Origin of the sequence: Streptomyces sp. NPDC048257 (genome assembly GCF_043201855.1) — a bacterium.
Taxonomy (GTDB): domain Bacteria; phylum Actinomycetota; class Actinomycetes; order Streptomycetales; family Streptomycetaceae; genus Streptomyces.
On record NZ_JBICZI010000021.1, the window covers coordinates 54,473 to 66,353 of the forward strand.

Annotated in this window: 11 protein-coding genes and 1 tRNA gene; 9 read left to right on the forward strand and 3 right to left on the reverse strand. The window is 70.1% G+C overall.

The genetic code is table 11. The features are described from left to right. The 5 genes from ACGFZK_RS29400 to ACGFZK_RS29420 all read left to right on the forward strand — a co-directional run. The coding region (locus ACGFZK_RS29400; protein ID WP_393851881.1) for a hypothetical protein at nt 1-2,096 on the forward strand (2,096 nt) is incomplete at its 5' end. Between the two features lie 101 nt (nt 2,097-2,197). Next, the gene (locus ACGFZK_RS29405) at nt 2,198-4,177 is read left to right on the forward strand and encodes an MFS transporter (RefSeq protein WP_393851882.1); all 1,980 of its coding nucleotides are present in this window, start codon (nt 2,198-2,200) and stop codon (nt 4,175-4,177) included. Nucleotides 4,178-4,301: 124 nt separating this feature from the next. After that, the gene (locus tag ACGFZK_RS29410) at nt 4,302-4,505 is read left to right on the forward strand and encodes a hypothetical protein (RefSeq protein WP_393851883.1); all 204 of its coding nucleotides are present in this window, start codon (nt 4,302-4,304) and stop codon (nt 4,503-4,505) included. Nucleotides 4,506-4,644: 139 nt separating this feature from the next. Then, nucleotides 4,645-5,358, forward strand: coding sequence for a sortase domain-bontaining protein (locus ACGFZK_RS29415; protein WP_393851884.1), 714 nt, complete (start codon nt 4,645-4,647; stop codon nt 5,356-5,358). An 86-nt stretch (nt 5,359-5,444) separates the two neighbouring features. Further along, the gene (locus tag ACGFZK_RS29420) at nt 5,445-6,782 is read left to right on the forward strand and encodes an ATP-binding protein (RefSeq protein WP_393851885.1); all 1,338 of its coding nucleotides are present in this window, start codon (nt 5,445-5,447) and stop codon (nt 6,780-6,782) included. Here the strand turns inward: ACGFZK_RS29420 and ACGFZK_RS29425 are convergent. From ACGFZK_RS29425 to ACGFZK_RS29435, 3 genes are all read right to left on the reverse strand, one after another. Beyond that, entirely contained in the window at nt 6,685-7,530 is an 846-nt protein-coding gene (locus ACGFZK_RS29425; protein WP_393851886.1) for a nitroreductase/quinone reductase family protein, read from the reverse strand. The genes ACGFZK_RS29420 and ACGFZK_RS29425 overlap by 98 nt on opposite strands. 230 nt (nt 7,531-7,760) lie before the next feature. Then, nucleotides 7,761-7,833, reverse strand: a tRNA-Arg gene (locus ACGFZK_RS29430). A 418-nt stretch (nt 7,834-8,251) separates the two neighbouring features. Beyond that, nucleotides 8,252-8,542, reverse strand: a complete 291-nt coding sequence (locus ACGFZK_RS29435; protein WP_393851956.1) for a hypothetical protein — start codon at nt 8,540-8,542, stop codon at nt 8,252-8,254. On the opposite strand from ACGFZK_RS29435, the gene ACGFZK_RS29440 reads away from it, so the two are divergent. The 4 genes from ACGFZK_RS29440 (at nt 8,474) to ACGFZK_RS29455 (ending at nt 11,798) form a co-directional block, all read left to right on the forward strand. Then, nucleotides 8,474-8,635: a hypothetical protein gene (locus tag ACGFZK_RS29440; RefSeq protein WP_393851887.1), complete on the forward strand. Its 162-nt coding sequence runs from the start codon at nt 8,474-8,476 to the stop codon at nt 8,633-8,635. The two genes, ACGFZK_RS29435 and ACGFZK_RS29440, sit on opposite strands and share 69 nt — an antisense overlap. 597 nt (nt 8,636-9,232) lie before the next feature. After that, complete coding sequence (locus tag ACGFZK_RS29445; protein ID WP_393851888.1) at nt 9,233-9,598, forward strand: hypothetical protein; 366 nt, start codon at nt 9,233-9,235, stop codon at nt 9,596-9,598. Then, on the forward strand, nt 9,595-10,890 hold the full coding sequence (locus tag ACGFZK_RS29450) for a hypothetical protein (RefSeq protein ID WP_393851889.1): 1,296 nt from the start codon (nt 9,595-9,597) through the stop codon (nt 10,888-10,890). The genes ACGFZK_RS29445 and ACGFZK_RS29450 overlap by 4 nt, the downstream gene beginning before the upstream one ends. After that, the gene (locus tag ACGFZK_RS29455; protein WP_393851890.1) at nt 10,887-11,798 is read left to right on the forward strand and encodes a hypothetical protein; all 912 of its coding nucleotides are present in this window, start codon (nt 10,887-10,889) and stop codon (nt 11,796-11,798) included. Before ACGFZK_RS29450 ends, ACGFZK_RS29455 begins: the two co-directional genes overlap by 4 nt. Nucleotides 11,799-11,881 lie beyond the last annotated feature (83 nt).

An 11,881-nucleotide genomic window follows, 5' to 3' on the forward strand; every position in this document is an offset into this window, starting at 1 on the left:
GTGAGCGCACCGCCGTGTTCCGGGCCGTGCAGCCGGATTCCGCTCCGGCTCCGGCTCCGGCGGCCGAGGTCGAGAAGCCCGAGGTCGAGCAGCCCGTGGACGGTGAGCGCACCGCCGTGTTCCGGGCCGTGCAGCCGGATTCCGCTCCGGCTCCGGCTCCGGCGGCCGAGGTCGAGAAGCCCGAGGTCGAGCAGCCCGCGGACAGTGAGCGCACGGCTGTGTTCCGCGCCGTGAAGCCTGCTTCCGAGGCGGCGAAGCCGGCTGCCGAGGCCGAGAAGCCCGCGACTGAGGAGTCCGCGGACAGTGAGCGTACGGCCGTGTTCCGGGCCGTGAAGCTGGATTCCGCTTCAGCCCCCGCCCCGGAGCGGCCCAAGCCCGCGCCCGCGGCCGAAGAGTCCGCCGACAGTGAGCGTACGGCTGTCTTCCGGGCCGTGAAGCCCGATTCCGCTTCGGCTTCCGCTCCGGCTTCCGCTCCGGCTCCGGCTCCGGCCGGGAAGCCGGCGGACAGCGAGCGCACCGCCGTCTTCCGTGTCCCGAAGGTGGACGCGGTCAAGGCGGACACCCCGAAGCCCGCCGCCGTCAAGCCTGCTCTCTCCAAGCCGGCCCCGGCCAAGCCGGGCGAGGCCACCAAGCCCACCGAAGCCCGGCCCGCCGCCGAGGCGCCCAAGGGCAGCACCTTCGTGCCGCTGCGCCCGGAGGGCATCGCTCCGACGCCCACGGCCGGCCGGCCGCCCAAGCCCCCGGTGCCCGCCACCCCCCGGATCGACCTGTCCGACCGGTCCGAGCGGACCACGCAGCAGCCGCTGCCGCCCAAGCCGCCGCTCGACATGCTGGCGGACCTCACGAACAACCCGCCCCCGCCGCCGAGCCCCATGCGCACCGCCGTCCGGCGGTTCAAGATCTACGCGCCGCTCGTCGCGCTCCTGGCGATCATCCTGGCCGTCGTGCAGCTGGTGCGCCCGCTGCCCGAGCCGACGCTCGTGATGACCGAAAAGTCCTCGTACACCTTCGACGGTGCCAAGCCCCAGCTGCCGTGGCCCGCCGAGGGCCAGGCGTACATGGCGGCCGCCGGCCTCGGCACGCTCGGCCAGTCCGGCGAGCAGAAGCCCGTGCCGATCGCGAGCGTCACCAAGTCGATGACGGCGTACATCATCCTGCGCGACCACCCCATCAAGAAGGGTGAGCAGGGCCAGATGATCGACATCGACAAGACGGCCGAGACCGAGGGCAAGAAGAACAACTCGACCGACAACGAGTCGACCCTCGACACGGTCAAGGAGGGCGACAAGATCTCGGAGTACGACGCGATCGCGGCCCTCATGATCCCGTCGGCCAACAACATCGCGCGGCTGCTCGCGCGCTGGGACTCCGGTTCGCAGGAGGCGTTCGTCAAGAAGATGAACGACACCGCCAAGGAACTCGGCATGACCAAGACCACGTACACGGACCCCTCGGGTCTGGACGCGACCACGGTCAGCACCGCCGAGGACCAGGTGAAGCTGGGCCTGAGGCTCGTCGAGATCGAGACGCTGCTGGACATCACCAAGAAGCCCAGCTGGGTCGACCCGTCGGGCAAGAACTGGCCGAACTGGAACCGCCTGGTCCCGTACAACGACTCGCTCGGCATCAAGACCGGTACGACGACGAAGGCGGGCGGAAACCTCCTCTTCGCCGCGCAGAAGAAGGTCGGCGACACCAACCAGCTGATCGTCGGAGCCGTCCTCGGCCAGCACAAGGCGCCGATCATCGACACCGTCATCGCCGCGAGCAAGCAGCTGATGCTCGCCACCCAGAAGGCCCTCGAGGGCGCGACCGTCGTGAAGAAGGGCGCTGTCGTGGGCTACGTCGACGACGGTCTCGGCGGCCGGACCCCGGTCGTCGCCACCGCGGACGTGCAGGCGGTCGGCTGGGCCTCGCTGACCGTGGACGTCAAGCTCGGGGACGGTGGCGGCAAGCTGCCGCAGACCGCGAAGGCCGGTACCGAGGTCGGGTTCCTGACCGTGGGCGAGGGCGCCAGCCAGGTCAAGGTGCCGGTGGCGCTGAAGGGCGACCTCGCTGCACCGGGGATCGGCAGCAAGCTGACGCGCGTCGGCTGACATCCGGTGAGAACGTGGATCCGGCGCCCCGGGCAACCTCGGGGCGCCGGGCCGCGTCTTGGCTCCCGGGAAGTGTGGACTCATGTGTGGGGAGTGCGGCAGTGACCACCGCTGAGCAGCAGGGCCGACGCCAGGAGGCCAACGCGTCGGCCGTCGGCAGCGGTGACGACGGTCCCGGTACCGGGACCACTGTCATTTTCGCTCCCGGTGCCGGTGCGGGTGCCGGTACCGGGGGCGCCGCCGGTGCCGATGCCGCTTCTGCCGCCACTGGCGAGCCCGGCGGCATACGGCCGCTCCACGGGCGGCTGCGGGCCCTTCTCGACGGGGCCCGGCGCCGCCCGGTGGCCGTCGCCACCGTCGTCGCCGGGCTGCTGCACGTCGTCTGGTTCTTCGCCTTCGCCAACAGCGGCGGCGACCTGGCCGCGCAGGACGCCTGGGCCGAGTTCGTCGGCCGTCATCCCGACTCCGCGTACAACCTCGCCTGGTACGGCGGCATGCACCCCGTCTCGTACAGCGTGGTCTCGCCGTACCTCATGCACATGCTCGGCGTCCGGACCACGATGATGATCGCCGGTACCGTCTCGGCCGGGCTGTTCGCGTTGATCCTGACCCGCTGCCGCGGTGCCGTGCGCGAGCCTCTGTGGCCCGCGCTGGCCGGGGTCTACGGACTCTTCTGCAACGCCCTCTCGGGCCGCGTCACCTTCGGCCTCGGCGTGATGTTCGCGCTCGGCGCCGTCGCCGCCGTCTTCTGCTGGCCCCGCAAGTGGGCGGAGCGGCGCTGGGCCAAGGCCGCGGTCGCGGCCCCGCTGGCCGGCCTCGCGACCGCCGCGAGCCCCGTGGCCGGGCTGTTCCTCGGGGTGATCGCGGCCGCGCTGTTCCTGAGCGGGCGGCGCCCGGGTGCGTACGCGCTGGGGCTGGCCCCGGTGGCCGTGGTGGGGCTGTCGGCGTGGCTGTTCCCGTTCTCCGGGACGCAGCCGATGAAGCTGGGCTCGGCCGGGCTGCCGTTCGTGTTCGGGCTGCTGATCCTGTTCCTCGTACCGAGGCGGTGGAAGACCGTCCGGATCGCCTCGGCCGTCTACGCCCTCGGGGTCTTCCTCACCTGGGTGATCGACTCCCAGGTCGGCTCGAACGTCACCCGCCTGGTGATGCTGTTCGGCGGGGCCGTGCTGCTCGCGGCCCTCCCGTACGAGGTGCCGCGCTCGCGGCGCTGGTACGGGGTGCTGCTGGCGGTCGTCGGGCTGAACGCCTGGATCACCACCAACAGCGTCACGGACATCGTCCGCACCACCCCGCTGGCCTCCTGGAGCCGCGAGCTGGCCCCGCTCGTCGACCAGCTGCAGAAGGCGGGCGCCGAGCGCGGCCGGGTCGAGGTGGTCCCGGCCAGCAGTCACCGCGAGTCCTCCGCCTTCCCCTCGTACGTGAACCTCGCGCGCGGCTGGAACCGGCAGGCCGACCTGGAGCGCAACCCGCTCTTCTACGACGACAGCCTCACCGCCGACAGCTACCGGGGCTGGCTGGAGCGCTGGGCCGTGCATTACGTGGTGCTGCCGGCCGACAAACCCGACTCGGGCGGGGAGGACGAGGCGAAGCTGGTGCGCGCGGGGGTCCCGTACCTCCAGCAGGTGTGGGGCGACGCGAACTGGCAGCTCTTCAAGGTCCTCGCGCCGACCGACCTGGTGTCCGGGCCGGCGACCGTGGTGCGGGCGAGCGCCGACCGGCTGGTCGTCGACGTGAAGCAGCCGGGACGGGTGCTGGTGCGGATCCCGCACTCGCCGTGGCTCGGGCTGGTGGACGCGGCGGGCAAGCCGGTGCCGCCGCCGCAGGAGACCTTCGCCTCCAAGGCGCGGGGTGGGAGCGGGGAGGGCGGCGCGCTGCGGAAGCAGTACGCGAACACGGCGGGATGCCTGTTCAAGGCCGCTCCGGACGACACCGGGGACGTGTGGACGGAGCTGCTGGCGCCGGCGCCGGGGGAGTACCGGGTGGCGGCGAAGTACCAGCTGCCGCGGGGGACGCCCTGCCCGGAGGACCTGGTGCACCAGACGCTGGGGCAGCCGAACCGTCCGGCGCCGCCGCGTCCTTGATCAGGGCTCTTGATCAGGGCTCTTGATCGGAATTCTTTGCCACCGGTCCGGGTGCGTTGGTCCGTATATGTGCATACGATCCCAGTAGTCCGATTGGGTGCTTCCCGAAGGAGTTGACGACGGGATGAACAAAGAGCAGAAGCGGGATGTCCGGGCGGCCATCGCGAAGGCGCAGGAGCCGGTGCAACCGCCGCGCTCCGCGGGTCACGGCTTCGACGGTCCGGTACGGAGCAAGGTCAAGGGCGGACTGCACACGAAGGCCGCGCTCAAGCGGGCCGGGACTCCGCAGGGCGACCGTATCGGCGAACGCAGCAGTGGTCTGAGCTGACCGTGTGATGGCACAGCCCTTCCGGTCGCGGCCGGGAGGGCTTCGTGCGTCTTGGTGTGACGTCGTTGCGCGGGAGTGGCCGGACCGCCGTTACCTCACCGACGGAACATCCACATATGTCCTGCGTAGCGTCGAGTCCATGACCAGCCGATCTGCCCCCGACTCCGACTCCGACTCCGCCTCCGCTCCCGCCTCCCCTTCTGCCCCCGCCCTCGCTCACGGCCCGGTCCGCGGCGTCGGACGCATCCGCCGCGTGGTGGCGGCCGTGGCCCTCGCCGCGGCGGCCACCGGGGCCCTCGCGGCCTGTGGCGGCGGGCCGCAGCTGCCGCCGGCCCCCGAGGTCGGCAGCACCGCCGCCCCCGCCCTCGCCCCCGTGGCGGACGCCGTGGCGGCCCTGCCCCCGTCGAGGCCGACCGGCATGAAGATCGACGCGGCGGGCGTGGACGCGAGGAAGACGGTCGACCTGACGGTGGATCCGGCCTCCGGCGAGCTGGGCGTGCCGGACCCCGACACCGAAGCGGACACCCCCGGCTGGTGGACACAGGGGGTCACCCCGGGCGAGAAGGGCGTCTCCGTGCTCGTCGCGCACTTCGACACCGGGCACGGCCCGGCGCTGATGAAGGACGTCGGGAGGATCCGGCTCGGCGACCTCGTGGAGGTGCCGCGCGAGGACGGGCGGACGGCCAGGTTCACAATCCGCGAGATCGAGGACGTGAACAAGAAGGACTTCCCGACCGACAAGGTCTGCGGGCGCACCGACCGCCCCGAGCTGCGCCTGCTGACCTGTGGCGGCGAACTGAAGGACGGGCACCGCACCCACAACGTGATCTTCTACGCCGACCTGGTGGCATGACCTGATGCGATCTGGCCGGATCCGGTGCGATCCGGCCGGATCCCGCCGCTCGCCCGCCGGGGTGGCCGCATTACCGTGAGCTGACCATGAACGACATGCAGCGCGGCGAGCGGCTGCGGCCGCGCCTGCGGCTGCCCGCCTGGACCTCGACCCTGACCTGGAAGGCCACGGTCTTCATCACCCTCATGTGCTGCGGACTCGCGGCGCTGCTGGGCTGCCTCGTGCACGGCGCGATGACCCGCCAGACCGTCGGCACGGCCCGCGAGAAGGCGCTGACCAGGCTGGAACGGGCCATCGAGGCGTACGAGACCGGCGCGCGCATGCCGCGCGGCGAAGGCATCGACCCGCCGGGCCTCCCGCCGGAGCTGCGCGCCCTGGCGGTCGGCGGCAAGCGCGGAACGGCCGTCGGCACGCACCGCGGCCGCCCCGTGATGTGGGCGGCGGGCCCCGCCGCCCAGGGCACCGCGATAGCGGTCTCGGTGGACTTCCGCGCCAGCGAGCGGACCATCGCCGAACTGGACCGGGCCATTCTGGGCTCCTCCGGGCTCGCCATCGGCGGCACCCTCCTCATCGGCGCGTTCGTCGTCACCCGGATCACCCGGCGGCTGCACCTGACCGCGCAGGTCGCCCGGCGGATCAGCGCCGGTGACCTGGACGCGCGGGTCGACGACAGCACGCGCAGCAAGGACGAGGTGGCGGCGGTCTCCCGGGCCCTGGACACCATGGCCTCGTCGTTGCAGGGCAAGCTCGAAGCGGAACAACGGTTCACGGCGGACGTCGCCCACGAGCTGCGCACCCCGCTGACCGGCCTGAACGCGGCCGCCGAGCTCCTGCCGCCGGGCCGCCCGGCCGAGCTCGTACGGGACCGGGTGCAGGCGATGCGCGCGCTGACCGAGGACCTGCTGGAGATCTCCCGGCTGGAGACCCGCAGCGAGCGCGTGGACCTGGACTCCTACGACCTGGCCGACCTGGCGGGCCGGTGGGTCAGCGCCTCCGGCACCGACACGGCCCTGGAGGTGCGCGGCTCCCTGCGCGTGGACACGGACCGACGGCGCCTGGAGCGGATCCTGGGCAACCTCGTGGCCAACGCGCACCGTCACGGCGCGGCCCCGGTCACGCTCACGGTCGACGGCCGGACCCTGACGGTGACGGACGCCGGCCCCGGGTATCCGGAGTACCTGCTCACCGCCGGCCCGCAGCGGTTCCGTACGGAGGGCACGAACAAGGGCCACGGGCTGGGCCTGACCATCGCCGCCGGCCAGGCCCGGATCCTCGGCGCCACCCTCACCTTCCGCAACGGAGAGGCGGGCGGCGCCGAGGCCCGCGTCATGCTTCCAGGGCCCGCAGCACCGGGAGCAACTGCGCCTCCTCGCGGTCGAGATGAGCCTCAATCTCCCGGCTCATCCGCTCCACCCGCTCGCTGAATCCGGCGCCGGGCGCGTCCAGTGCGCGGACCAGCTCCTCCTGCAGCCGGGCGATGGTGGCGTGCTCGGCGCCGATCCGGTGGAAGAACTCCCGCATGTGCGGGTGCTGTTGCTCCAGGTACGGGAAGAGGCCGGCGTCCTCGCTCCGGTGGTGGAACTGCAGCGAGTGGCAGAACGCGAGGCAGTGTTGGCGCAGTTGCAGCCCGAGCGAGGCCGCCCCGGCGCCCTGCGACTCCGCCCGCGCGAGCTCCCGTACGCGGGCCAGCTGCGCCCGCAGCCAGCCGTGCACGTCGAGCAGCTTGCCGGCGATCCCGCCCTCCCCGGAGGCGACCTCGTGGGTGCGCTGGAGCGCGACGACGGGGATCACCCGCCGGGTGCGGGCCTGGTACTCCCCGTACCCGGGCTCCGCCCGGACGATCCGCGCGAACAGCGCATCGCGCCGCGCCCCTTCGGCGGGGGCGGCGACGGCCTCGTACTCCTCGGCCCCGGTCTCGACCCGTACGAGGGGCAGCGCGAGCAGGTTGTGGTACCAGGCGGGATGCCGGTCGGCCCGGGCGGCGGACCCGACGACGAACAGCTCCCCGTCATCGCCGCCCCCGCGGGTGAACCCGAGCGGGACGGTGTGCGGCTTGCCGGACCTGGCTCCGGTGGTGGTGAGCAGGATCAGCTCGGAACCTTCGAAGGGCCCGCCGACGCGGCCGGCGTTGGCCCTGAACTCTTCGATGACGGTGCGATTGAACGATGACACGGAGTGTGGATTCCTCACGGTGTGTGTGCGTGCGACGGCAGCGAAACAACCGAGGGAGATCACCCGTAGCCGGTGGCGTATGTGCCCATGGGCCCGGCCCTTCAACACCAGGTGCCTGCCCGACCACCGCCCGGCCCACATCTCAGTAGGCGGCGCCACGCGACACACGTGCCATGCAACCACAACGCGAAGAGGCCCCCCAGCCGATATCGGCTGAGGGACCTCGCTCGTGCCCTCGGCAGGATTCGAACCTGCGACACCGGCTTTAGGAGAGCCGTGCTCTATCCCCTGAGCTACGAAGGCGGGGGCTTGTCGCGAACCGTGTCGGAAACCCCGGTGGGGCAGGTCGACGCGGACTGACAAACGTCCTGGTCAGCTTGCGTACGTATGCGGGCGGGGCGGCGTCCTGGCGGACACTTTCCCGGGCACACGCCTGGTAGCCGTCTGACCGCTGACAGCCTAGCGGATCAGGCTGGCCGAGGTCGCCTCGATTGGCGTGCGCCTCGGCCACGTCCATCTCGGGCCCTGTGACCTGCGCGTTTCGGCGATGTCGGGTGCGTGGGGCCTCTGTCGGGACGGTGGCGGCGTTGCCGAAGCGCTGCTGGATGTCCGTTTCGCGTCCGGGGTGGCTCTGGTCGGCTGTGGACCCGGGGCACGAAAGACGGCCGCGCCCTCTGTGGGCACGGCCGTCGCGGTGTCTGCGGGGGCTGTGGATCTCGGTCTATGCGGCCTTGCTGAGGTGGAGCTGGTGGCTGGTGGCGTTCTGCGAGAGGGCGAAGCCCAGGACGAACAGCTTCTGGCGTTCGACGCCGTAGGCGATCATGCGGCGGTTCCAGAGGCCGAGGTCGAACTGGCTGTGGACCGACTCGGAGTCGGCGCGGTACGGGTAGACGAGTTGGTGGGCCAGGCTGGCCTCCGCCGTCAGGGCGTCGGCGCCCGTGTCATGGACGAGCTCCGTGCCCTGGCCTCCGCACGTCCCGGATGCAGCCGGGTCGAGTGGGTGACGGACCACGACAGCCCCGGCGCGCGCGCCTTGTGCAAGTCGTTGGGGTTCGCGGAGTTCGACGGGAAGATCGTCTGCCGTGTGGACACCGGTATGACGTGAGGGTGGGCGGGTACCGTGAAGGAAGAGCGTTGCGATCGCTGTCATTTCGTCATTGGGCGGGGCTGTGCATGCTTGCCGGTCGGATCCGTGCCAAGGGCGCGCCCTGTGACCTCACCTCAGCAAGAGTGGCGACGCTTCCGTGCGGACGCGATTCTGATCTCCCCGACGCAGTGCGCGCACCTTCCCGGAGCCTGCACTCACCTGACCGAGGAACTGGTGACCGCCCCGCGCTGGGGATGGATCCCCACACCTCCGACCGGGCTCTGGGACCGGTTGAGCAGTATCTATCCGGCGACCGGGGCATGAGGGACTTCTGCTGGTCGGTGGGGATGTCGCAATCCACACCGAACCCGGAAGGCCCTCACCCATTCAAGACGCCTCAGCCGAGACCTGCATCACCCGTCCATAACCTGCCAGGGCAATACAACTAGGGGCCCGCTTGCCCACCTTAGTGTCCGTTCCGTCCCGACGGGTTGTCACGGCGGTCGTCGGCGTCCGCGTAGTTGATCTTTGCTTGTTCTTTGAGCTCTCCATAGTTGCGGACGATCAGGCGCGGTTAGGGTCAAATGGCCGCGAGTGCAACGGGAGGGGACACAAGTGGGCGACGACGGCAAGATCCTTGACATCAAGATGGCGGATCTGAAGGCGACAGCACCGACGTTCCACGATCAGAGCGAGGCGCTTGGCAAGGCTCTGGGTACGCTTCGCACGTCGCTGGCGAAAGCTGGGGCGGCCTGGGGAGATGACGACCCGGGGAAGCAGTTCCACGACAAGTACGGGCCGATCGTGGCCCGGATCGAGGAGTCTGCCGGCATCATCAAGGACGGCCTGGCGAGCATCCACACGGCAATGACCGACATGGCCGACGGGCACATAGAGAACGACGCCCTGATCGGGGCCATGTTCCGCAAGATCACACCTCAGCCCCACGGTGAGCCCGAGGCCCCAGGGCACCAGCAGTGAGCACCGGTGACAAGGTCCGGGAGATAGTCACCGACATCACCGGAATCGAGTGGCCTGCTGGCAATGTAGGCAAACTGCGTAACATCGCCAACGCGTGGCGAACGTTCGCCGACGACATGGAAGACATCGCGGCGGCCGCCAACAAGGCGGCTGAGACGCTGATTCACAACAACAGTGGAGAGGCGATCTCCGCGTTCGCCGACCCCTTCTGGGCCCGCTACTACCACGACAAGAAGGGGTGGCTCCAGGACCTCGTCGACGGTCCCCGCTCGCTTGCGGACGGGATCGACAAGTATGCCGATGCCGTGGCCGATGCGAAGAAGAAGCTCGACCGCGAACTGGAGCTCGCCGGCGCCGTCATCGTCGCCGGCACAGGCCTGGCGTTCTTCACCCTGGGTGCTACCGAAGTCGCCGCGGCTGCGGCCACCGCCACCATCGTCGAGCTCGCCGCGACCGTGGGCGTGGCCCTCACCACCGAGGTCGCCACCATCGCCGGCACCGTCTTCGCGACCGCTGCCATTGCAGGCATCGAATCCGTCACCGTCGACCTCGCCGTCGCCCAACCGCTCAAAGTAGCCGCGGGCCTTCAGACCGGCATTAATCTCGATGAGGCGAAGGACGCAGCATTCTACGGAACCTTGACTGGTGGAGCCTTTGGCGGCGCCGGAAAGGCGTTCCAGCTCGCCCAGGAGGGAGGCGGACTCGCCGGGCTGTTTCCTGGGCTGGCGAACGGTTTAGGTGGGCCTCGGACCGCCTTCGCCGGTCTTCCCGATGGGCTCCCTGCTGGTGACCCCTACGCCTTCCGAACGGGGACGTCTTCCGGGGCTGCCAGCGGATCGGGCCCCGGCCGCGGTCCCTGGCCGGCATCGAGCGAGCTCGCAGGACCTGCCGCAGGGAAGGAGCTCAAACCACCCAACGCGCGGCACACTGTCTCGGGGTCGGCCAGCGGCGAGGTGAAAAAAGACAACAGCGTCATCCTGCGGGGCCAACAGGAGTCTGTTTCCAAGGACATCGCTGACATAGCCAGCGGTAAGGCGAAATATGTCCCGGAGACTGACCGCTACGAGGTGAACGGGCGCACCTATGGCGTAGAAGGTTCGGGAAGGGTCTATCCGGACTCCGGCCCAGGCATTGTGAAGCTCGACAGGAACGAGTACGCCGCCTTGCAGCAGATTGCCAAAGCGAAAGGAGACCTCAGCGCCGCGCCGCAATTGACTAAGAATCCGCGATTCACGAACAATCCAGGCATCGTCGAGAAAGCGCTGGCCATCTACAACGGGACGTATCCGTGACATACAACCTCCTTACCGTCGACCCCGTCAGCCCCGAGACCATGGCCCTCGCACTTGCCGGATGCCTCGGTATCGCGGTAGGTGACGTGGACGTGGCGGATTCTGACGGCGACCCCGACCTCCGCAACTGGGATGCGCCCGTCTCGTGCGAATACCGGGCAGTTCAAGGTGATGTGGCCTGGTCGCTAGACGTCTATGCCCAGGAACACGTCGCTGATCAGCCGCCCGAGTCCGACCTCGCCGCAGGGTTCGCGAAGGCCGCCATGACGACCGTCCTGTTTCCCGCTGAGGAAGCACCACCCAGTGCCTACTGGGCGGTGACGCCGGAAGGCGTTCTCACCCGAGCCCGGCTCGAACTCTCCGACGACGAGCCTCCCCTTTACGCGATCACTGCCGTCGAGGCGCCAGTGACGCAACTGCCCGGGGCGACCGTGACGAGATTCGCCGAGATCGTACGGGAACAGCGGCCGGACACGCCGGTGGCCTGGGCCTTCGCGGCATCGGTGGAGAAGGTGCGGCAGGCCGCCTCGGGCCTCGCGAGGCTTTCCCTCGACGATGGCACCGGCAGCCCCGTCTGGACCGCGAAGGGCAACCTGGTGGTTTGGGAAAGGGTCATCACGCAGATGGAATCCGGGTGGGCGCCGTCGGGGTGGTATCCGGCCGACCTTTACCGGGAGCGGCTGGAATCGCGTGACGAGCTGGCCGGAATTCGTGCCCACCTGCCGCTTGATGTCTCTGAGCTACTCGATGAGGCCTTGGAGCAGCTGGACAGGCGGTTTGCCGCTGCGACAGAGGATGACCCGTCAGGGAGTCTCCGCAGAGAGCTGACCGGCGGCTCCGCAGGGCAGACGCCGGTCGGCTGGTGGTGGCACCGCCGCCCGAATCCCGCACCTTGGGAACAGGCCTGACTTTGTCTCGATGGCGACGCCACAGGCCTGGTGCGCGATTGGAGTCGCGTATCGGGCCTGCTCGGGGTCTGGGGGCGTGGAGA